The 22,080-nt window shown below is 62.4% G+C and carries 19 protein-coding genes and 2 pseudogenes; 9 read left to right on the top strand and 12 right to left on the bottom strand.

What is annotated here, in order from left to right:
• Window positions 1-933, bottom strand: coding sequence for an NAD-dependent epimerase/dehydratase family protein (locus IB249_RS28270; protein ID WP_192309431.1), 933 nt, complete (start codon window positions 931-933; stop codon window positions 1-3).
• 386 nt (window positions 934-1,319) lie between these two features.
• On the opposite strand from IB249_RS28270, the gene IB249_RS28265 reads away from it, so the two are divergent.
• The 3 genes from IB249_RS28265 (at window position 1,320) to IB249_RS28255 (ending at window position 5,314) form a co-directional block, all read left to right on the top strand.
• Window positions 1,320-1,841: a sigma-70 family RNA polymerase sigma factor gene (locus tag IB249_RS28265; RefSeq protein WP_192309429.1), complete on the top strand. Its 522-nt coding sequence runs from the start codon at window positions 1,320-1,322 to the stop codon at window positions 1,839-1,841.
• The gene (locus IB249_RS28260; RefSeq protein WP_318653519.1) at window positions 1,838-2,800 is read left to right on the top strand and encodes a FecR family protein; all 963 of its coding nucleotides are present in this window, start codon (window positions 1,838-1,840) and stop codon (window positions 2,798-2,800) included. The genes IB249_RS28265 and IB249_RS28260 overlap by 4 nt, the downstream gene beginning before the upstream one ends.
• Window positions 2,801-2,974: 174 nt before the next feature.
• The gene (locus tag IB249_RS28255) at window positions 2,975-5,314 is read left to right on the top strand and encodes a TonB-dependent siderophore receptor (RefSeq protein WP_225607235.1); all 2,340 of its coding nucleotides are present in this window, start codon (window positions 2,975-2,977) and stop codon (window positions 5,312-5,314) included.
• 105 nt (window positions 5,315-5,419) lie between these two features.
• Here IB249_RS28255 and IB249_RS28250 read toward each other — a convergent pair.
• Window positions 5,420-5,731, bottom strand: a pseudogene (locus IB249_RS28250) (PAP2 family protein); the annotation flags it as partial.
• Window positions 5,732-5,998: 267 nt separating this feature from the next.
• Between IB249_RS28250 and IB249_RS30285 the strand changes: the two are divergent.
• A pseudogene (locus tag IB249_RS30285) lies at window positions 5,999-7,060 on the top strand (methyl-accepting chemotaxis protein); the annotation flags it as partial.
• The gene (locus IB249_RS30280) at window positions 7,055-7,918 is read left to right on the top strand and encodes a methyl-accepting chemotaxis protein (RefSeq protein WP_412548030.1); all 864 of its coding nucleotides are present in this window, start codon (window positions 7,055-7,057) and stop codon (window positions 7,916-7,918) included. The pseudogene IB249_RS30285 and the gene IB249_RS30280, both read left to right, overlap by 6 nt.
• Before the next feature lie 118 nt (window positions 7,919-8,036).
• Here the strand turns inward: IB249_RS30280 and IB249_RS28240 are convergent, their stop codons facing one another.
• The 8 genes from IB249_RS28240 to IB249_RS28205 form a co-directional block, all read right to left on the bottom strand.
• Window positions 8,037-8,405: a glyoxalase superfamily protein gene (locus tag IB249_RS28240; protein WP_192309426.1), complete on the bottom strand. Its 369-nt coding sequence runs from the start codon at window positions 8,403-8,405 to the stop codon at window positions 8,037-8,039.
• A 119-nt stretch (window positions 8,406-8,524) separates the two neighbouring features.
• Window positions 8,525-9,982 carry a D-aminoacylase gene (locus IB249_RS28235; RefSeq protein WP_192309425.1) on the bottom strand — a complete coding sequence of 486 codons (1,458 nt, stop codon included), beginning with the start codon at window positions 9,980-9,982 and terminating at the stop codon, window positions 8,525-8,527.
• A 1-nt stretch (window position 9,983) separates the two neighbouring features.
• Window positions 9,984-10,844 carry a MurR/RpiR family transcriptional regulator gene (locus IB249_RS28230; RefSeq protein ID WP_192309424.1) on the bottom strand — a complete coding sequence of 287 codons (861 nt, stop codon included), beginning with the start codon at window positions 10,842-10,844 and terminating at the stop codon, window positions 9,984-9,986.
• Between the two features lie 15 nt (window positions 10,845-10,859).
• Window positions 10,860-12,209 carry a gluconate:H+ symporter gene (locus tag IB249_RS28225; protein WP_192309423.1) on the bottom strand — a complete coding sequence of 450 codons (1,350 nt, stop codon included), beginning with the start codon at window positions 12,207-12,209 and terminating at the stop codon, window positions 10,860-10,862.
• A 237-nt stretch (window positions 12,210-12,446) separates the two neighbouring features.
• Window positions 12,447-13,892: a SulP family inorganic anion transporter gene (locus tag IB249_RS28220; RefSeq protein ID WP_192309421.1), complete on the bottom strand. Its 1,446-nt coding sequence runs from the start codon at window positions 13,890-13,892 to the stop codon at window positions 12,447-12,449.
• A gap of 194 nt (window positions 13,893-14,086) precedes the next feature.
• Entirely contained in the window at window positions 14,087-14,980 is an 894-nt protein-coding gene (locus IB249_RS28215; protein WP_192309419.1) for an NAD-dependent epimerase/dehydratase family protein, read from the bottom strand.
• Window positions 14,981-15,083: 103 nt separating this feature from the next.
• The gene (locus tag IB249_RS28210; protein ID WP_192309417.1) at window positions 15,084-15,995 is read right to left on the bottom strand and encodes a LysR family transcriptional regulator; all 912 of its coding nucleotides are present in this window, start codon (window positions 15,993-15,995) and stop codon (window positions 15,084-15,086) included.
• Window positions 15,996-16,052: 57 nt separating this feature from the next.
• A complete protein-coding gene (locus tag IB249_RS28205; protein ID WP_192309415.1) occupies window positions 16,053-16,643 on the bottom strand; it encodes an NAD(P)H-dependent oxidoreductase in 591 nt (196 codons plus the stop codon).
• Between the two features lie 163 nt (window positions 16,644-16,806).
• On the opposite strand from IB249_RS28205, the gene IB249_RS28200 reads away from it, so the two are divergent.
• The gene (locus IB249_RS28200; RefSeq protein ID WP_192309413.1) at window positions 16,807-17,121 is read left to right on the top strand and encodes a putative quinol monooxygenase; all 315 of its coding nucleotides are present in this window, start codon (window positions 16,807-16,809) and stop codon (window positions 17,119-17,121) included.
• Here IB249_RS28200 and IB249_RS28195 read toward each other — a convergent pair.
• The gene (locus IB249_RS28195; protein WP_192309411.1) at window positions 17,111-17,875 is read right to left on the bottom strand and encodes a sulfite exporter TauE/SafE family protein; all 765 of its coding nucleotides are present in this window, start codon (window positions 17,873-17,875) and stop codon (window positions 17,111-17,113) included. The genes IB249_RS28200 and IB249_RS28195 overlap by 11 nt on opposite strands.
• Window positions 17,876-18,113: 238 nt before the next feature.
• Here IB249_RS28195 and IB249_RS28190 point away from each other — a divergent pair, with 238 nt between their 5' ends.
• From IB249_RS28190 to IB249_RS28180, 3 genes are all read left to right on the top strand, one after another.
• Window positions 18,114-19,040, top strand: a complete 927-nt coding sequence (locus tag IB249_RS28190) for a LysR substrate-binding domain-containing protein (protein WP_192309409.1) — start codon at window positions 18,114-18,116, stop codon at window positions 19,038-19,040.
• A gap of 50 nt (window positions 19,041-19,090) precedes the next feature.
• Complete coding sequence (locus IB249_RS28185) at window positions 19,091-20,494, top strand: amino acid permease (RefSeq protein ID WP_192309407.1); 1,404 nt, start codon at window positions 19,091-19,093, stop codon at window positions 20,492-20,494.
• Window positions 20,495-20,664: 170 nt separating this feature from the next.
• The gene (locus tag IB249_RS28180) at window positions 20,665-21,015 is read left to right on the top strand and encodes a cupin domain-containing protein (RefSeq protein ID WP_192309405.1); all 351 of its coding nucleotides are present in this window, start codon (window positions 20,665-20,667) and stop codon (window positions 21,013-21,015) included.
• 174 nt (window positions 21,016-21,189) lie between these two features.
• Here the strand turns inward: IB249_RS28180 and mmsB are convergent, their stop codons facing one another.
• Window positions 21,190-22,077 (bottom strand): 3-hydroxyisobutyrate dehydrogenase, encoded by an 888-nt coding sequence (gene mmsB / locus IB249_RS28175; RefSeq protein ID WP_192309403.1) that lies wholly within the window; start codon window positions 22,075-22,077, stop codon window positions 21,190-21,192.
• Window positions 22,078-22,080: the final 3 nt, after the last annotated feature.

Below are 22,080 nucleotides of genomic sequence, written 5' to 3'. Positions count from 1 at the left end.
TTACAAACTGCGCAGCAGTTGCGCTAAACCATCGCCTATGGAAGTCGGTGCCGGGAGCGTGAAACGCTCGAGCAGACGAGTGTTGTCAGCGCGCGAGTGGCGTATGTCGCCTTGTCGCGCAGCCTGGTAGCTCACCGTCAACGCCGTGCCGGTGGCGTTCCCCAGTTCGGCGATCAGGTCGTTGAGGCTGGTGGAGCGACTGAGCCCGACATTCACCGCCCCGGGGCGCGGTTCGCTGGCTTCCACGGCCTGTACGAGAATACTTACGAGGTCCTGAACGTAAACGAAGTCACGGGTTTGTTCGCCGTCGCCGAAAATGGCCACGGGTTTACCGGCCATGGCCCGCTCGGTAAAGATGCTGATCACCCCGGAGTACGGCGAAGACGGATCCTGACGCGGCCCGAAGATATTGAAGAAGCGCAGGATCACCGGCTCCAGGCCATGCTCGCGGCGATAGAAATCCAGGTAATACTCGCTGGCCAGCTTGTCGCTGGCATACGGGGTCAAGGGTGATTTTGGGGTGTCTTCGTCAATGGCCGTGCCTTCGCCATTGTTGCCGTAGATCGCCGCGCTGGAAGCGAACACCACGCGCCTGATTCCGGCCTTGGCCATGTGTTCGCACACGTTGAGGGTGCCAACGAAATTGCTTTGATGGGTGCCCGCCGGATCGTCCACCGACGCCTGGACCGATGCCACGGCTGCCAGGTGCACAACCGCCGTACAGTCACGCATGGCCTGCTCGACTGCGACACTGTCAGCGACATCGCCGACGACGAGGTTCAGGTTGGCATTGCCAACCGGCAGATTACCGACCTTCCCGGTCGACAGATTATCCAGCACGCGAACCTTGTAGCCCTTGCCCAGCAATGCCTCTACCAGGTGCGAGCCAATGAACCCTGCGCCGCCGGTAACCAGTACTCGTCCATCAAGCATGAAGTTTCTTCCTGAAGATTCAAACGGACATTGCGAATGTAACGTCCGCAAAACGGTGTTTGCTGGGACCCGGGCCCCTGGCTGATGGCACTTGGCCCAACAGCGCAATCAGTGCGACATCATCCTGGCTTCGAAGGTTCAAAATAATCCTGTGCCAGTGACGATTTTATGGCGGTATGCCACTTAAGCGGCGCAGATGATGTGAGATCGACGTCAGACTGTCAATAGTTTGTCTTTATTGCTTTTTTGTCACGTGACCACTAAGTCATCGCCATTAAATTGACGACCCATTCCTGCCTAGCGAACACTTACTGGTTGCAGCATCACCCAGCCAATCTTTATGATAAACATTATCATTTGTGACCCCTACTCATTCGGCGCTCTCCATGCATCCATCTTCCGACACTCGCCTGTGCGACGTGGCCGTGCTGTACCGCCAAGAGCACAGCTGGCTCCAGCGCTGGCTTCGGCGCCGGCTGAACTGCTCGCAGAGCGCGGCGGACCTGGCCCAAGACACGTTCATGCGGTTGCTGACCAAGGAGCAGGTGCCGGAGTTGCACGCACCACGCTCGTTTCTGGCGAAGGTGGCGCAAAGCGTTCTGTCCAATCATTACCGTCGGCAGAAACTCGAACGCGCCTACCTTGAGGCACTGGCGGCGATGCCTGAGCCGACAGCGCCAGACCTGGAGACCCAGGCCATCCTGCTGGAAACCCTGATGGCCCTCGACGCCGCGCTCGAAGGCCTGGACCGGCCTGTGCGCGACGCGTTTCTCTGGTCGCAGCTCGACGGGTTCAGCCACGCGCAGATCGCTCAACGGCTGGACTGCTCCATCACCACAGTCAAGCGCTACATCGCCAAGGCCGGGGCCCTTTGCATCATGCTCGATGACAGCCTGGATACCCTGTGAAGCCGAGCATTTCCCCTGATATCGCCGAGCAGGCCATGCACTGGCACCTCGAACTCCAGGAGCGCGAGGCCAGCGAAGAAACCCTCGCCAGCTGGATGCAGTGGCGCCAGGCCCACCCGGCCCATGAGCATGCATGGCAGCGCGCCGAAGCGTTTTTCCTGCGCATGAGCGCAATGCGCTCGCCGCAGCAACGCCACCTGGCCAATGCCACGCTCAGACCGGTGATGTCGCGACGCACGGCGATCAAGCAGCTGGGGATCCTGCTCGCGGCGGGCGCCACCGCCTGGAGCATGAAAGACACGGCGCTGCTGCAAGACCTGAGCGCCGATTACCACACCCGGATCGGCGAACAACGGCGCCTGGCGCTCGCCGACGAAACCCAGGTCCAACTCAACACCGATAGCGCGATCAAGGTGATGTTCGAGCGACAGGCTCGGCGCATCGAACTGTTGCGCGGCGAAATACTGGTCACCCGTGACAAGCGCGTCGACGGGGTCCCCTTGTCGATACACACCGGCGAAGGCCGGCTCGACGTCGCCCTGGCGCGTTTCAGCGTCAGGCAACGCGCAGGCATCACTCAGGTCAGTGTCTACGAAGGCACGCTGACGATGAGCCCATCGGCGCAGCGCCAAGCCCTGCTGGTATTGAAAGCGGGCGAACAGGTTCTGTTCGATGCCCGAGGCATAACGGCCCGGCAAGCCATCGCCCTCACGCCACCCGCCTGGGCACAAGGCATGCTGGTGGCTCAAGGTCAGCCCCTGCAGGATTTCCTCAACGAACTGAGCCGTTATCGTCGCGGACACCTGAGCTGCGATCCGGCGCTGGCAGACCTTCGCGTTTCCGGAACCTTTCCCCTGGCCAATACCGAGCGAATCCTGTTCGCCGTCGCCGATACGCTGCAGCTCGATGTCCGCCAATTCACCCGCTACTGGGTCACGCTGAAACCACGCCTGGCCTAGCGTCGTAATTTTTTTTCGCCAGGGTGGTCCGTTTCCGATGCTCGCGAGACTCAACCCCCAGACAATCAATTCAATGGGGAGCAACTCGTGGATTTCACCGCACGCATGGGCCGGGGCTGGCAGGTATCTTTCAAACACAAACTGGCGGTCGCCGTGGTGCAAGGCATCGCGTGCATGACGGCCAGCGCCTCGCTGCTGATCGCGCCCGACTGGGCCCAGGCCGCCGACCAGACACAGGTGTCTTTCGACATTCCCCCGGGACCGCTGGCCCCGGCACTGACCCGTTTCGGCCAGTCGGCGCACATTCTGCTGTCGTACGCCACGCCGCTGACCGAAGGGCAAACCACCTCGGGGCTCAAGGGTCGCTACGACATTGATCAGGGCCTGGCGATGTTGCTCGCCGGCACCGGCCTGGAGGCCCGTCGAGGCGCCAACGGCAATTACTCGCTGAACGCGGCAGCGGGCGATGCGTTGCAATTGGGTACGGTCTCCATCTCCGGCAAAGCGCCGGGCTCGACCACCGAAGGCAGCGGGCTGTACACCACTTACTCGTCCAGCAGTTCGACGCGCCTGAACCTGACGCCTCGGGAAACGCCACAGTCGCTGACCGTCATGACGCGCCAGCGCCTGGACGATCAGCGCCTCACCACCCTGACCGATGCCCTGGAAGCCACGCCAGGCATCACGGTGGTCCGTGACGGCCTCGGTGCCGAGACCGACAGCTACTACTCCCGCGGCTTCACCATCCAGAACTACGAGATCGACGGCGTTCCGACCAACCCGCGCCTGGACAACTATTCGCAAAGCATGGCGATGTATGACCGCATCGAGATCGTTCGCGGGGCCACCGGCCTCATCAGCGGCATGGGTAACCCCTCGGCGACCATCAACCTGATCCGCAAGCGCCCGACAGCCGAGGCTCGCGCCAGTATCACCGGCGAAGCCGGCAACTGGGATCGCTACGGCAGCGGTTTCGATGTATCCGGCCCCCTGACCGAGAGCGGCAACGTGCGCGGCCGCCTGGTCGCCGACTACAAGACCCAGAACGCCTGGGTCGATCGTTTCAACCAGCAATCGCAGCTGATGTACGGCATCACCGAATTCGACCTGAGCGAAGACACGCTGCTGACGATGGGCTTCAGCTACCAGCGCACCGACGTCGACTCGCCACTGCGCACGGGCCTGCCGACGCGCTTCAGCACCGGCGAGCGCACCAATCTGAAACGCTCGCTCAACGGCGCGCCGGACTGGTCCTACAACGATCACGAGCAAAGCAGTTTCTTCACCTCCATCGAACAGCAATTCGCCAACGGCTGGAGCGGCAAGGTCGAATTCACCCACGCCGAAAACAAGTTCGACGAAGTCTTCAACTACGTGATGGGCGACCTCGACAAGGACGGCAGTGGCACCTCGCAATTGCCGGTGCGATTCTCCGGCACACCGCGTCAGGACAACCTCGACCTGTATGTCACCGGCCCGTTCAGCCTGTTCGGTCGTGAACACGAACTGATCGGCGGCATGACCCTGTCCAAGTACAAGGAGAGCGTACCGGGCTGGGGAGGTTGGCAATACGACTATGCCGGCTCACCCGCCGGCGCCATCGACAACCTGTTCACCTGGGACGGCAACTCCGCCAAGCCCGACTTCACCGAGAGCGGCAAATCGTCGATCGACGAAACCCAATACGCGGCGTACCTGACCTCGCGCTTCAGCGTGACCGACGACCTGAGCCTGATCCTCGGCAGCCGTCTCATCGACTGGAAACGCGACACCTCGGATCGCCCGTACAACGGCCCGGAGACCGAGGTCAACCGCGAAGAGAACGGCGTGTTCATTCCGTACGCCGGGGTGGTCTATGACCTCGATGACACCTGGTCGGTGTACGCCAGCTACACCAATATCTTCAACCCGCAAGCATCGTGGGTCACCGACGAAAACAACAAGCCCCTGGACCCCATGGAAGGCAAAGGCTACGAGATCGGCCTCAAGGGCACGCACCTGGACGGCAAGCTGAACTCCAGCCTCGCCCTGTTCAAACTGGAGCAGGACAACCTGGCGATCTGGCTCCATGACAACGTGTACAGCGCCGAGCAGGACACCACGTCCAAGGGCATCGAACTGGAACTCAACGGTGAACTGGCCGAAGGCTGGCAGGCGTCCGCCGGTTATGCCTACTCCGTCACCACCGACGCCGACGACCAACGCATCAACACCATCCTGCCGCGCCACAGCCTCAAGACCTTCACCAGCTACCGCCTGCACGGCCCGCTGGACAAGGTAACCCTGGGCGGCGGCGTCAACTGGCAGAGCAAAACCGGTGGTGATCTGCACACCTTCACCCAGAGCAGCTACGCCATTGCCAACCTTATGGCCCGCTACGACATCAGCCAAAACCTGAGCGCATCGGTGAACCTGAACAACGTATTCGATCGCGAGTACTACAGCTCACCGGCGCTGGCCGGCAACTACGGAGCACCGCGCAACCTCATGACCAGTTTCAAGTACGATTTCTGAGGCCAAGGCACGCGTACACGCGCACTGGCTTATCGGTGCGCTCCACAGGGTAAATTTTTCTTCACCCCATTGCCTCTCACCAACCGCTACAGTGCCCTCGCTCATTCAAGAAACTACGGTTTGCCCGCTCTCCCGCGGGCTTTTTTTCGCCCGGGAAAATCTCCCATCCCGCACCGGCCACGCCAACCGCGCTCGCCCGTAAAACGCCAGCGCCGTCAGCAAACACGCCAGCCAGACGAAGATCCCGGCCCAGAAGGTGTGGGACATGTAGTGCCACGTGCCGTAGACGAAACCGAGCAGCAGCGAGCCGTACATCAGCGCTTTCGAATAGCGCCAGCGATAGCGCCAGCGATAGCGCCGCGCGACGAAGTACAGGGCGAGCATCGTGAAACCGCCCGAAGCATGGCCGCCCGGCCAGCTTCCCCATCAGGCCGCCTCACCGGCATGCAGCGCATTCATTCGATGCCGCGAAGGTAGAGAGGCGGGCGTTGGCTTGCGGTGAAACCCATGTGAAAAAAAGCTCAAGGCTCGGGCAAAAATCTTGTTACAGAATCCGTCGGACAAAATCCTTTCAGCTCTCGGATTTCCTGCCGATACAGGCCTGCTACACACTTTTTTGGCTACGAAAAACAACAATCTTCCAGCCAACCGACGACCCAAGTGCAACGTTCCTGGAGGAATTTGATGAATAGCTGGTTCGGTAACATCAGCATGAACATGAAACTGGGCCTGGGCTTCGGCCTGGTCCTGGTACTGACCGGCGTCCTCGCCCTGACCGGCTGGACGAGCCTGGGCAGCCTGATCGACCGCAGCAACTGGATGAGTGACATCACCCAGCTCAATGCCGGCCTGACCAAGCTGCGCGTGGCGCGCCTGCAATACATGCTGGCCAACGGCGACGAAACCACTGCACAGAATGTGCAGGTCAACCTCGACGCGTTTGCCGCGCAACAGAAAGCGGTGCTGGATAAATTCAAGAGCCCGGAAAACCTCAAGCTGCTCAACGAGCAAGCCTCGCTCATCGCCGCCTATCGGATTTCCCTGGAGAAGATGCGCAGCGCCTACCGGGCCGGCAACAGTGCCCGCGAAGTCATGACCGCCAACGCGCAAACGGCGCAGTCGCTGATCAATGCCATCAGCGCCGAAGTGCAGCAAATGCCGTTGAGCGATGAGCGCTTCGAGCAATTCCAGGCCATCACCGCCGCCAAGGAAGCTTTCATCCTGGCGCGCTACGAAGTGCGCGGTTACACCGCCGCCGTCAACGCCGACACCGAGCAGAAAGCGGCCGACCAGCTCAACGCGGCCGTGGCCAGCCTGGAACAGCTCAACAAGCATTTCGCCTCGACCCAGCAGGACGCCCTGCGCAAGCTGGAAAAAGCGCTGAGCGACTACCGCAGCGCCGTGCTCGCCTACAAGGGCACCAACAACGATGTGGTGCAGGCCCGCAAGGAAATGACCGATCAGGGCAACATGATCGTCACCCTCAGCGAGCAGCTGTATCAGATCCAGCTCGATCGCCGCGACGCCGAAAGCGCCCAGGCGCGCACCCTGCAACTGATCAGCACCCTGCTGGCCTTGCTGGTGGGCGTGATCGCCGCCGTGATCATCACCCGCCAGATCACCGGCCCGCTGCGCGATACCCTGGCCGTGGTCGAGCGCATCGCCGGTGGCGACCTGTCGCACGACGTCAAGGTGACTCGCCGTGACGAGCTTGGCGTGTTGCAACAAGGCATCGCCCGTATGGGTGTGACGCTGCGCAACCTGATCAGCGGCATCCGCGACGGCGTCACCCAGATCGCCAGCGCGGCCGAAGAGCTGTCCGCCGTGACCAGTCAGACCAGCGCCGGCGTGAACAGCCAGAAGATCGAGACCGATCAGGTGGCCACCGCCATGCACGAGATGACGGCCACCGTGCAGGAAGTCGCGCGCAATGCCGAAGAGGCCTCGCAGGCCGCCGCAGCCGCAGATGGCGAAGCGCGCGAAGGTGACAAGGTGGTCAACGAGGCCATTGCCCAGATCGAACGCCTGGCCAGCGAAGTGGTGCGTTCCACTGAAGCGATGAGCGTGCTGCAACAGGAAAGCGACAAGATCGGCAGCGTCATGGACGTGATCAAGGCGGTGGCCGAGCAGACCAACCTGCTGGCCCTCAACGCGGCGATTGAAGCGGCGCGTGCCGGTGAAGCCGGCCGTGGTTTCGCGGTGGTGGCCGACGAGGTCCGGGGCCTGGCCCAGCGCACGCAGAAGTCCACCGAGGAAATCGAAGGCCTGGTGGCCGCCCTGCAAAACGGCACGCAGCAAGTGTCGACGGTGATGAACAACAGCCGCACCCTGACCGACAGCAGCGTGGCCCTGACGCGCAAGGCCGGCGAATCCCTGGACAACATCACCCGCACGGTGTCGAACATCCAGTCGATGAACCAGCAGATCGCCGCCGCTGCCGAGCAGCAAAGTGCCGTGGCCGAAGAGATCAGCCGCAGCATCATCAACGTGCGCGACGTGTCCGAACAGACCGCCTCCGCCAGCGATGAAACCGCCAAGTCCAGTGTCGAACTGGCGCGCCTGGGCAACCAGTTGCAGGAAATGGTCAGCCACTTCCGCGTTTAAGGATTGCACCGAACCTGTGGGAGCGAGCCTGCTCGCGATAGCGGACAGTCATTCAATGCAAGATTGACTGACCCGACGCCATCGCGAGCAGGCTCGCTCCCACAGGTTTTTTTATGGGCTACACACTGATCGCGTTGGTGAACACCAGCCGATTGCCGAACGGATCGACGATGGTCATGTCCTGGCTGCCCCAGGGCATGGCCTGGATCTGTGGGTGCGAGAACGGATAGTCCCTGGCCAGCAACTGCTGCTGGAAGGCTTCCAACTCATCGGTCTCGATACGCAATGCCGAACCCGGTGTGCTGTCGCCGTGATGCTCCGACAGGTGCAGCACGCATTCGCCGCGGGAGACTTGCAGGTACAGCGGGAAGTTCGGCTCGAAACGATGCTGCCAGTCGATCTTGAAACCCAGGAAATCGACGTAGAACTCCACGGCCTTGCTTTCATCGAAAATCCGCAGGATCGGGGTGGTTTTGCCGAAGCTCATTTCGTTGCTCCCTGACTGGTAAGGCCTTGATTGTTTTAGGGCCAGTCCCAGCACTTCGGCTTCATGCCAGCATTCTTTAATCTCAATGTGCCATCACTGTGACTCAGGTCTCGTAATCATCACCGGAAGCCGTCACGCAAATCCCCTTCCCGCCCCAGAAACCGTCCTTCGCGCCTGCCGTTGGCCTGGCCGTCGCAGTAGCTCAACACGCCGTTGACCCACACCCCGTCGATACCCTCGGCTGCCCGTTGCGGGTCATTGAAGTCCGCGACATCGCGAATGGTCGTCGGGTCGAACAGCACCAGGTCCGCCCAGTGGCCTTCACGGATGACACCACGCTGCTTCAGGCCGAACCGCGCCGCCGACAGCCCGGTCATCTTGTGCACCGCCGTGTGCAGCGGAAACAGTCCGACATCACGACTGAAATGTCCGAGTACCCGTGGGAAAGCGCCCCACAGGCGCGGGTGTGGAAACGGGTCTTCCGGCAAGCCGTCGGAGCCGACCATCGACAGAGGATGCGCAAGGATTCTGCGCACGTCCGCTTCGTCCATCCCGTAGTACACCGCACCGGCCGGTTGCAGCCGGCGGGCGGCCTCCAGCAGCGAAACGTCCCACTCGGCGGCAATGTCCATCAGGTCGCGACCGCCCTGTTGCGGGTGCGGCGTGGACCAGGTGATGGTGATGCGATGGGCATCGGTGACCTGCTTGAGGTCCAGGGTCGAAGAGCTGGCCGCGTAGGGGTAACAGTCGCAACCCACGGCGTGGGTGTTCGCCGCCTCTTCAAGACGTGCCAACAGTTGCGGGCTGCGCCCCCAGTTTCCGGCACCGGCACACTTGAGGTGGGAAATGATCACCGGTGACTGCGCATGGCGGCCGATCCGGAACGCTTCGTCCATGGCCTCCAGCACCGGCTCGAACTCACTGCGCAGATGGGTGGTGTACACCGCGCCATAGGCCGTCAGTTCTTCGGTCAGTTGCATCACTTCATCGGTGGAGGCCGAAAAGGCGCTGGCATACGCCAGGCCAGTGGATAAACCGAGGGCACCGGCTTCAAGGCTGTCGCGCAACTGCTCGCGCATGGCGCTGATTTCATCCGCCGTGGCGGTGCGAAACAGATCGTCGAGATGATTGCTGCGCAACGCCGTGTGCCCGACCAGCGCAGCGACGTTCAACGTGGTGTTCGCCGCTTCGACGGCCGCACGGTAATCACCGAAGGTGGGATAAACGAACGCGGCGGCACTGCCCAGCAGGTTCATCGGGTCTGGCGGGTCGCCTTTCAAAATCACCGGCGACGCGCTGATCCCGCAGTTGCCGACAATCACCGTGGTCACGCCCTGGCTGAGCTTGGGCAGCATCTGCGGCTGACGGATGACCACCGTGTCGTCGTGGGTGTGCACATCGATGAAACCCGGCGCCAGCACACGCCCCGCAGCGTCGATGTCTTCATGGGCAGTGGCCGACTGCAAATCGCCGATACACGCGATGCGCCCCTCCAGAATCGCCACGTCGGCGGTGTACCCCGGCACATTGTTGCCGTCGATGACCAGGGCGTTGCGAATCAGCGTGTCGTACATCATGTCAGTCTCCCAGCGGCAGGTGATCGTCGCCGCCACGGTAATCGTCCAGGGCGAGTTTGATTCGCCGCAGGCGCTCTTGATTGTCTTCAGGATTGACCAGCGCCAGCTCGGTGGCGAGCACATCGATGGCCAGCAGCATGCCGTAGCGGGCCGCCGTGGGTTTGTAGATGAACGAGGTTTCGACCCCTTGCAGCGGCAGCAGCACATCGGCCAAGTGCGCCAGCGGCGAGTCGGCGCGGGTGATGGCCAGAATCCGCGCGCCGTAGCTGCTCGCCAGCTCCACCGCTTCGAGCAGTTCGGGGGTGATGCCGGTCAGCGAACAGGCAATCACCGCGTGCCCGGCATCGAGACCGGCGGCGGTGATGCGCATCATCACCGGGTCGTGACACACCGCCACCGGGTAACCGAAGCGCACCAGCCGCACCTGCAATTCATCGCTGCACAGGGTCGAACACCCCCCCATGCCGAAGGCATGAATCATCCGCGCCTTGCCCAGCAGTTTCACCGCGTCGGCAAAGCGCGACTCGTCGAAGGCCGACAGATGCTGATGCAGGGTCGACTCGATGTCGCCGACGATCTGCCGGTAGAACGCCGATTGTTCCGGCGTGCCGGCCGGGTCGAGGAAACGACTGCCGACGCCGCTGGCCTGGGCCAGTTGCAGGCGCAGGTCACGCAAGTCACGGCAGCCGACAGTGCGGGCAAAACGCGACAGGGTCGCGGTGCTGACTTCCGCCCTCTGCGCCAGCTCATCGAGGCTGGCGGCCGAGGCAAATCCGACGTCGTCGAGCAGCAGGCGGGCGATACGCCCCTCGCCGGCACTGAAGGAATCCTGACGGGCGCGGATCTGATAAAGGATGTCCATGACAAGCGGCTCCGGTTAAATCAGGTAGGAAAGCCCCACGGTCAGACCGAAGGCGACCAGCGAAATGATGGTCTCCAGCACGGTCCAGGTCTTGAAGGTCTGGGCCACGCTCATGTTGAAGTATTCCTTGATCAACCAGAAGCCACCGTCGTTGACGTGGGAAAAAATCACCGAACCGGCGCCGGTCGCCAGCACCAGCAGTTCCGGATGCGGGTAACCCAGGCCGATGGCCACCGGTGCGACCACCCCCGATGCAGTGGTCATGGCCACCGTCGCCGAGCCCGTGGCGATGCGCATCAACGCCGCGAACAGCCAGCCCATGATCAGCGGCGACAGGTGGAATTGATGGGCCAGGCTGACAATCTGATCGGTGACGCCCGCGTCCACCAGAATCCGGTTCAAACCACCGCCGGCCCCCACCAGCAAGGTGATGCTGGCGGTCGGCGCCAGGCACTCGCTGGTGAACTTGAGGATCGATTCGCGGCTAAAGCCCTGGGCGATGCCCAAGGTCCAGAAGCTCAGCAACGTGGCCAGCAGCAACGCGATCACCGAGTTGCCGATGAACAGCAGGAACTGATTGAAACCGCTGCCCGGGGTGGAAATGAGGTTGGCCCAGCCACCGATGAGCATCAGCACCACCGGCAACAGAATCGTCGCCATGGTGACCCCGAAGCCGGGCAGCCGGGCGCGCGGTTCGCGATCAAGAAATTGGCGCTCCAGTGGATTCTGCGCCGGCAGTTGGATGCGCGGCACGATGAACCGCGCGTACACGGGACCGGCGATGATCGCCGTGGGGATGCCGATGACAATCGCGTAGAGCAACGTCTGCCCCACCGACGCCTGATAGGCCTGCACTGCCAGCATCGCCGCCGGGTGCGGCGGCACCAGCGCATGGACCACCGACAACCCGGCGACCATCGGCAAACCGACCATCAGGATCGACACACCGACCCGTCGCGCCACGGTGAAGGCGATCGGCACCAGCAACACGAAACCGACCTCGAAGAACAACGGCAACCCGACCAGGAAGGCGATGCAGACCATCGCCCAGTGCGCGTTGCGCTCGCCGAACCGGTCGATCAGGGTCCGCGCCACCTGCTCGGCGCCACCGGACTCGGCCATCATCTTGCCCAGCATGGTCCCCAGCGCCACCACCAGGGCAATGTGCCCCAACGTCTTGCCGACACCTGCCTCGTACGCGCCGACCACGCCGGACGCCGGCATGCCCGCGACCAGCGCCAGGCCGATCGAAACCAGGGTGATGACAATGAAGGGATTGAGTCGATAACGGGCGATCAGCACGATCAGCGCAATGATCGCGATGGCGGCATACACCAGCAGCCAATAGCCGAAGGACAGGGTCATGCGGTACTCCTCGAAAGGGTCACGTCGAAGGTTTTGTGAAACTCTTAAAACATTTCGAAACGCGACTTTCAAACGAGGTGAAAGTAATTTTCGTGCAGGGGTAAGGGTTGTCGCTCAGGGACATGCGCGGTGGCGGGTTATGAAAATCCGGCTGGCGGATTTTCATCCTGTACCACCGCCCCCTGTGGGAGCGAGCAGGCTCGCTCCCACAGGGTTAACCACCGGGCCGGGATCGCCTCAATCGTGATTGACCCGCGCGCGCTTGAGCAGCTTCTTGCAGCGCTCGGACAAATGCAGCACCCGCAGGTGCTTGCCGGCCTTGGCGTAGCGCTCGCGCAGGGTCTTGAGTGCGGCGATGGCCGAGTAGTCGACGAAACTCAGGTGGCGGCAGTCGATCGTCACCACCGCCGGGTCGTTGGCGGGGTCGAACTGATTGAGAAACGGCGTGGTCGAGGCGAAGAACAGCGTGCCATGCAACAGGTACAGCTTGCTGCCGTCGGCTTCGAGGTGGCTGTCGGCGTACAGCTCGCGCGCCTGCTGCCAGGCAAAATTCAGCGCGGCGATGACGATCCCGCACAGCACGGCCGTGGCCAGGTCGGTGAACACGGTAATCACCGTGACCGCGACGATCACCAGCACATCATTCAACGGCACTTTGTTCACCACCCGCAGCGAGGCCCAGGCGAAGGTCTGCTGCGACACCACGAACATCACCCCCACCAGCGCGGCCAACGGAATGCGTTCGATCAGTGGCGACAGGAACAGGATGAACAACAGAATCAGCACGCCCGCCACCACGCCGGACAACCGACCGCGACCGCCGGAACTGAGGTTGATCACGGTTTGGCCGATCATCGCGCAGCCCCCCATGCCGCCAAACACGCCGGAGACCATGTTCGCCGCCCCCAGCGCTACGCACTCGCGGTCCGGGAAGCCGCGGGTCTCGGTGATTTCGTCGGTCAGGTTCAGGGTCAGCAGGGTTTCCAGCAAGCCGACCAGCGCCATCAGGATCGCGTAGGGAGCGATGATGCGCAGGGTCTCGAGCGTCCACGGAATCTCCGGCCACGCCAGCGTCGGCAAGCCGCCAGCGATGTGCGCCATGTCGCCCAGCGTGCGCGTCGGCAGCCCCAGCAGGTACACCGCCAGCCCGACGCCGAGAATCGCCACCAGCGCCGGCGGCACGGCACGCGTCAGGCGCGGCAACACATAGACGATTGCCATCGTCAGCGCCACCAGCCCCGCCATCAGGTACAGCGGCGTCCCCGTGAGCCACGCGTCACCGTTCTTGAAATGTTCGAGCTGGGCCAGGGCGATGATGATCGCCAGGCCATTGACGAAACCGAGCATCACCGGGTGCGGCACCATCCGCACCAGCTTGCCCAGCTTCAGCAGCCCGAACGCGAGCATGACCAGGCCGCCCAGCAGTACCGTGGCGAGCAGGTATTGCACACCGTGCTGCACCACCAGCGCGACGATCACCACCGCCATCGAACCCGCCGCGCCGGACACCATCCCCGGCCGTCCGCCGAACAGCGCCGTCAGGGTGCAGATGATGAAGGCGCCGTACAGGCCCATCAGTGGGTTGAGATGCGCGACCAGCGCAAAGGCGATGCATTCGGGCAGCAGGGCAAAAGACGTGGTGAGTCCGGCCAGGACATCGGCGCGAAGATTTTTGAGTTTCATGGGGGACCGCATGCAGGTGTCGCGAAAGGAATGTGCGGATGTTACGGAATTGACGGCGGCCCGGCCAGCTTCGGGGACATTGAAAGCGCATCGCCGGCAAGCCAGTCTCGCTCCCACATTGGCCCAGCTTACCCGGATCCTGTGGGAGCGAGACCGGCTTGCCGGCGATGGCAGCGACGCGGTCTACAGCGAACTCACATCATTTCGTCGCGAATCCACTCCACCACCGACGTGCGCTTGGGCACCCAGCCCAGCAACTCGCGCGCATGCTTGCCACGCACCCGGCTGTTGGAGCCCAGGCCGTAGTTGGCCATTTCATAGCCCCACTCGGCCTCGGCGTCCTGCAACGGCCAGTCTTGGGCCTCACCCAGGTTCAAGGCTTGGGCGATCGCCGTGGTCATCTCGATGAACGACGCTTCACCGCTTTCCACGAAGTAGAAGGTGCCTGGTACGTTCTTCGTCAGCGCCAGCAGGTACAGCGCCACCACGTCTTCAATGTGCACGTTGGACCAGATATTGCGACCGCTGCCGACATGGCGCACCACCCCGCTTTTGCGCGCCTGTTTCAGCAGGCGCGGCAGTTGCACGCTGTCGCGTTTGACCCCCAGGCTGTGGCCGTAGATCAGCGTGTTGCAGATCACCGCCGAGTTCACGCCGTCTTTTGCCGCCGCGAGGATCAGGTTATCGATGGCCACCCGCGCCGCCTTGTCCACCGTCGGTTCCGGCAGTGTGTCCTCGTAGTAGATCGCATCACTGGCCTGGCCGCCCGACGCATCGCCGACAATGCTCGAACCGCTGGTGTGGAGGAAGACTTTTTGCGAACCGCGCAAGGCGTCGAGCAAGGCTTGCACCGCGCCGAGATGGTCGCTGCTGGCGGCGTTGATCACCGCGTCGGCTGCACGGGCCTGTTGCGCCAGGAGTGCGCTGTCGTCGAGGGTGCCGATCACCGCAGTGATGCCCAGGGCACGCAACTCATGGGCCTGCTCGCTGCTGCGCACCAGGCCGGTGACGGTGTGGCCGGCGCGGATCAGGCCGGTGGCGATGGAACCGCCGATGAAACCGGCCGCGCCGGTGACGAAAACATTCATGGGGAATCTCCCTGCGTCAGTCATTGATGTCACCAGTATCCCGGCGACGTTACGGACGAAAAATCCCCATTGGCCCAATTCAATCTTGCGCAGGGATCACGAATCAGTCCTTGAAATCCGAACTGGCATAAAGCGCCAGCTTGCCCTGGATGAAGTCCAGGAAACATTGAATGCGCAACGCCAGTTGCGAGTTGCGGTAGTACACCGCGTTGATCGGCTGGCGATAACCACTGTTGAAGTCCGCCAACAGCACTTTCAGGCGCCCGGCGCGGATGTCGTCGATGGTCATGAAATGCGACAGGCTGGCAATGCCCTGGCCTTCGAGGGCGAGGTGGCGGATCGTCTCGCCGCTGGAGGCGCTGATCGACGCCTGGATCGGCCAACGATCGCCATGCACATGACGCAACGGCCACTGGTTGAGGCCTTCGTTGTGGGTGAAGCCGAGCAGCGCATGTCCACCCAGGTCCTCCACCCCACTCGGCGTGCCGTGTCGTTCGAGGTAAGCCGGGCTGGCGACGATGTGCAACGGGCTGCAACCCAGTGAGCGGGCGTGCAGGGTCGAGTCGGCCAGAGCGCCGATGCGAATGGCGATGTCGGTGCTTTGTTCCAGCAGGTCAATGATCAGGTCGTTGCTGTTGAGTTCCAGCTGGATGTCGGGATAGAGCCGGCGGAACTCGTCGATGTACGGCACGATGGCGTGCAGCATGAAAGGCGAGGCGGCGTTGATCCGCAAACGCCCGGACGGGGTCTGCTGGCGTGAGGACAGGCGTTCTTCGAGCTCATCCATCTGATCGAGAATCAGCTTGGCGTGCTCGAAGAAATACTTGCCCTCCTCGGTCAGGTCCATGCGCCGCGTGGTGCGGTTGATCAGTGTGGTATCGAGCTTGGCCTCCAGCCGCGACAGGGTACGACTGACCGCCGATGGCGTTTGCCCGACCTGCTCGGCTGCCGCCGAGATCGAACCACACTCAATCACGCAGACGAAAATCTGCAATTCATCGGATCTGGCTTTCACATAGGCCCCTCATTCAAGACTGGCCTGATAGTAACTGGATGAGGGGCAAAAGGAACCTCAAGCCTTGAGACCGAACACCTCGGTCAAATGCTGCTCGTAACGTGCGACATCGGCCTCGATATTCGGACGTTTCATCACGTCGACGCAGAGGAACGTCGGCAAACCGTTCATGCCGAGGAACTGGTTGGCCTTGTGGAACGGGAAGTACACGGCGTCCACGCCCTTGCCTTCGAAGAAGTCGGTCGGGTCGTCGAACGCTTGCTGCGGCGCGTTCCAGGTCAGCGACAACATGTATTGCTTGCCCTGCACCAGACCGCCGCTGCCGTACTTCTGCGACGCATCGGAACGGGTGCGACCGTCACTGGCGTAGAGGCTGCCATGGCCTTCGGTGAACACTTCATCGATGTACTTTTTCACGGTCCATGGCGCGCCCATCCACCAGCCCGGCATCTGATAAATGATCACGTCGGCCCAGAGGAACTTGGCCACCTCCTCGGCGATGTCGTAACCCTCGTCGATGAAGGTGGTCTTCACGTCGACGCCACCGCGATCCAGCACGCTCAGCGCCGTTTCATGCAGGGTGGCGTTGTAGCGGCCATCGGAGTGAGCGAACTTTTTACCGCCATTGAGCAACAGGACTCTTTTCATGAAATCTCTCGGAAGGGTCAAAAATGCAATGGCGGCAGATTAACGACCGGCCTCGCGCGGAATAAGCCCCGGGCTCACAAAACTCATTTGACCAATACGCACGAATCGATAGCGGATTGTTGCCATAGACTTGGCGCAAATTCCGAACTCGAGGAGACGTTTGATGAGTGAAATGCAAGGTTTTATCCTGCACGCCAAGACCCGCCCGGAAAAATCCGACGCCTTCGAAGCGTTCTTCCGCGGTTATGTGGAGGCCAGTCGCGCCGAGCCTGGCTGCATCGAGTACCACATGCTGCGCGACAAGCAGGACCCGACGTTGTTTATCTTCTTCGAGATCTGGCAATCCCAGGCGCACCTCGACGTACACTCGAACCTGCCGCACATGAAGCAGTTCCTCGACCAGCGTGAGCAATACCTGGAACGGGATTTCGAGATCCGCGCCATCGACATGCTCAGCCCGTCGTCCGCTACCCGCTGATCAGCAAGTGGCCGCCGAGTACCCCCAGGCCGATGAAAAATGCCCGCTTGAACAGGGGCGCGCTGATCCGCTGGCGCAGCCATTGGCCCAGCCACATGCCCAGCACCGCCGGAATCAGCGCCAGCACGGATGCCCCCAACTCGCCGCCGCCCAGGGCATCGCGCCACAACAGGCCGGTAGCCAGTGCAAGGGTCGACACGGTGAACGACAGGCCCAGCGCCTGGACCAGTTCATCCCGGCTCAAGCCCAGCGCCTGCAGGTACGGCACCGCCGGAATCACGAAAACGCCGGTGGCCGAGGTGATCACGCCGGTCAGCACGCCACACAGCGGGCCCAGCCAGCGCTCGGTGGCACGGCCCACGCGCAGGGTCGGCAGGAACAGGCCGCTCAACGCATAGAGCAATAACGCCGCCCCCAACCCGCGCACCACCCAATGCCCACCGGCCATGCCGATCCACAGCGTGCCGGCGCCCGTGCCGATGAAAATCGCCAACAACATCGGCCACAGGCGTTTGAGCAGGCCGCGCAAATGCCCGCCGAAGGCCAGTTGCCAGACGTTGGTCAGCGTCGCGGGAATGATCAACAACGCCGCTGCCTGCGACGGTGCCATAGCCAGCCCGAGCAAACCCATGGCAATGGTGGGCAGGCCGAGGCCGATCACGCCCTTGATCATGCCGGCCAGCAGGAACGTGGCGATGACCAACAGTGACAGGGCCAGACCGAGATTCTGGTAGTACGCGAGGAGTGTGTTCATGGGCCTATCCTGAGCCCGGAACGGCCTGATGAAAATCTGCCATATACTGAGGGTGCCTCTTGCCTGGACAGAGGCTAGCTACTTGGGTGTTGCTGCCGGCCCAATCGCGAGCAGGCTCGCTCCCACAAGGATTTATGGTGTGAGTGCAAGTTGATTAACACTGCAAAACACTGTGGGAGCGAGCCTGCTCGCGATTTGGCCCGCCCAGACAACACATCTCCAAAGGCTGCCGCAAAAAATGCACTTCGACCTGACCGACCTGCGCCTCTACCTGAACATCCTCGACACCGGCAACATCACTGCCGGCGCGGCGCGCAGCCATTTGTCGCTGGCGGCGGCGAGCGCGCGGATCCGCGCCATGGAGTCCTCGCTGGGCATCGACTTCCTCGAGCGCGGCCGTCGCGGTGTCACGCCCACGCCCGCAGGAAAAGCCCTGGCGCATCACGCCCGGCTACTGCTGCAACACGCCGAACGCATGCAACAGGACCTGGCCGACTATGCCCAGGGCGTCAAGGGCCAGGTGCGCCTGCTGTGCAACACCACGGCGATCACCGAACACCTGCCGGAATTGCTGGCGGACTTCCTCTGTCGCCACCCCAACCTCGACATCGACCTGCAGGAAATGCCCAGTCTGCGCATCGTCCATGCCCTGCGCCAGGGTGCGGCGGACCTGGGCATCGTCTCCGACGCCGTGGACACCCACGGCCTGGACACCCAGCCGTTTTGCGATGATCCCCTGGTGCTGATCATGCCGCCCGACCATCCCCTGGCCAATCAGACAACCCCGACGTTCAGCGACACCCTGCCTCACGATTTCGTCGGCCTGAGCGCCAACAGCGCACTGGCGGTGTACCTCGAGGAGCAGGCGTTGCACGCCGGTACACGCTTGTCGATCCGTATCCGTGCGGAGGGCTTCGACGGGGTGATGCGCATGGTTGCACGCGGTGCGGGCCTGGCCATCGTGCCGCAGGTGGCGATCCAGCGCCGGGGCGCCGACCTGCCATTCAAGCGTTTTGCCCTGAAGGAAGACTGGGCGCAGCGAAAACTGTTGCTCTGCGCCCGTTCGTTCGATGGCCTGCCCGGTTACGCCAAGGCGTTGCTCGAGGCCTTGCGCAGCGCAAACCCTGAACCCCGATCAGTATTACAAACAGGCGGCGAGGCGTAAGATCTGCGCTTTCCAATCAGGCCTGGCCACAACAACCAGAAGGGAACGCGATGGCGGATGAAATTTTGCAACAGGCAACGCTGAAACGAGGGTTGAAGAATCGACACATTCAACTGATCGCATTGGGCGGTGCGATTGGCACGGGGCTGTTCCTGGGCTCCGCCGGCGTCCTCAAGTCTGCCGGCCCGTCGATGATCCTCGGCTACGCGATTGCCGGTTTCATCGCGTTCCTGATCATGCGCCAACTGGGCGAGATGATCGTCGAGGAACCGGTGGCCGGCTCGTTCAGCCATTTCGCGCACAATTACTGGGGCGGCTTCGCCGGTTTCCTGTCGGGCTGGAACTACTGGGTGCTGTACGTGCTGGTGGGCATGGCCGAGCTGACGGCCGTCGGCAAATACATCCAGTTCTGGTGGCCGGAGGTGCCGACGTGGGTCAGTGCGGCGGCGTTCTTCTTACTGGTCAATCTGATCAACTGCCTGAACGTCAAAGTCTTCGGCGAGATGGAATTCTGGTTCGCGATCATCAAGGTCGTGGCCATCATCGGCATGATCGCCCTGGGCTGCTACATGCTGTTCAGTGGCACCGGCGGCCCGCAAGCGTCGGTGAGCAACCTGTGGAGCCATGGCGGGTTCTTCCCCAACGGCACCAACGGTTTGCTGATGGCGATGGCCTTCATCATGTTCTCCTTCGGTGGCCTGGAACTGGTCGGCATCACTGCGGCCGAGGCCAGCGAACCGAGGAAAGTCATTCCCAAGGCCATCAACCAGGTGGTCTACCGGGTACTGATCTTCTACGTCGGCGCACTCACCGTGTTGCTGTCGCTGTACCCGTGGGACCAACTGTTGGAAACACTGGGCGCCTCGGGCGATGCCTACAGCGGCAGCCCGTTCGTGCAGATCTTCGCCCTGATCGGCAGCGACACCGCCGCGCAGATCCTCAACTTCGTGGTGCTCACTGCCGCGCTCTCGGTCTACAACAGCGGCGTGTACTGCAACAGCCGCATGCTCTACGGCCTGGCCGAGCAAGGCGATGCCCCCAAGGTGCTGATGAAGCTGAACAAGCAAGGCGTGCCGCTGCTGGCACTGGGCGTGTCGGCGCTGATCACCCTGCTGGCCGTGGTGGTCAATTACCTTGCACCGCATGAAGCGCTGGAATTGCTGTTCGCCCTGGTGGTGGCCTCGTTGATGATCAATTGGGCGCTGATCAGCCTGACCCACCTGAAATTCCGCAAAGCCATGACCCAGCGTGGCGTGGTGCCGGGCTTCAAGGCCTTCTGGTCGCCTTACACCAATTACCTGTGCCTGGCGTTCATGGCCGTGATCATCTGGGTCATCTGGATGATTCCGCCAGTCCGTGCCTCGGTGTACGCCATGCCGGTGTGGGTGCTGCTGATCTACGCTTGCTACCGGTTGCGCATCGCCCGGCAGCGAAACCTGCCGGTCACCCAGTAACCGCGTAAGACAAAGCCCCGGCACTCCCTGAATGCCGGGGCTTTTTTGTGGCGGTATTCCTGTGGGAGTGCGCGTTTCTGGACACCTCGATGTCGAGCACAGACAACTCGGAGCAGGCCAAGCCGGTCAGGATGCGTCTTCAGCTTTCCCCTCCCCTGTCCGGAGTCATCATGACCGCTAACTCACCGATTACCGTTCTTCGCGACACCCACCCGCTGCCCGTACTCGACGCCTGCAAATGGGAAAAACTCGAAGGCGATCCGCACACCGTCAACCTCAACGCCTACACCAGCGAAGACGGCAGCAAGATCATGGGCACCTGGATCTGCACTCCGGGCAAGTGGTACGTGGAATATGTGAAGTGGGAATACTGCGACTTCCGTGAGGGTTACTGCATCATCACCCCGGAAGGCAAGGAGCCGATCCATCTGCGTGCCGGTGATATTTTCGTCATCGAGCCGGGGATGAAAGGCACCTGGGAAGTGGTGGAAACCGTGCGCAAGTATTTCGTGTTCGCCTGAGGCAAAAAAACCGGGGAATCACCCGACGTGATTTCCCGGTAAATGACGGTTGGAGCAAGCGGTGAGAGTCCAATGTGGGAGCGAGCCTGCTCGCGATAACGGCGGCTCAGTCACCCCCATGGATGCGCCGACCTCATCGCCAGCAGGCTCGCTCCCGCAGTTTTCCGATTTCGGTTACTGCGGCTTGCGATAGCTGTTAACGATCGCCGAGAAGTCCTTGCCGCCGTCCCCTCGCTGGCTCATCGCCTGGTACAACTGCTGGGCCACCGCACCGAGCACCACCGGCTGGTGCGCCTGACGCGCCGCTTCCGTGGCCAGCCCCAGGTCCTTGAGCATCAGCTCGGCACCAAAACCACCGGTATAGCCGCGCGAGGCCGGCGCCGTTTCGACGATGCCCGGCCATGGGTTGTACATTTCCGAACTCCAGCAGCGCCCGGTGGAGCTGTTGATGATGCCGGCCAGCACGCCCGTGTCGATGCCCAACGCATCCCCCAGCGCCATGGCTTCACTGACGCCGACCATGGAAATCCCCAGCAGCAGGTTGTTGCAGATCTTGGCGATCTGCCCGGTGCCGACTTCACCGCAATGCACGATGTTGCGGCCCATCTGCGCCAGCACCGGTTGCAGGGTCGCGAACAGCTCCGGCGTCGCGCCGACCATGAAGGTCAGCGTCCCCGCCGCTGCACCGCCCGTGCCACCGGAAACCGGCGCGTCGGCCATGGCCACGCCCTGTCTGGCTGCGGCCGCCGCCACATCACGTGCCGTCTGCGGGTCGATGGTGCTGCAGTCCACCGCCGGCACGCCTTGGCCGATCCCGGCCAGCACACCGTCTTCACCGAGCCACACGCTGCGCACATGCACGGCAGCAGGCAGCATGGTGATCACCAGTTCCGCGCCTTGCGCCGCTTCGCGGGCGGTGGCGCTGATGCTGCCGCCCAATTGCTCGAGCTCGGCCAGTACGACCTTGTTCAGGTCCACCAGCCGCAGCGAATGGCCGGCCTTGATCAGGTTGCGCGCCATCGGCGCGCCCATGTTGCCCAGGCCGATAAAAGCGATTTTCATGTC

The sequence above is a fragment of the Pseudomonas sp. PDM04 genome (genome assembly GCF_014851765.1).
Taxonomy (GTDB): domain Bacteria; phylum Pseudomonadota; class Gammaproteobacteria; order Pseudomonadales; family Pseudomonadaceae; genus Aquipseudomonas.
Note: the sequence above shows the minus strand (reverse complement) of the source record. Positions and strands in the feature narration are given on the sequence as shown.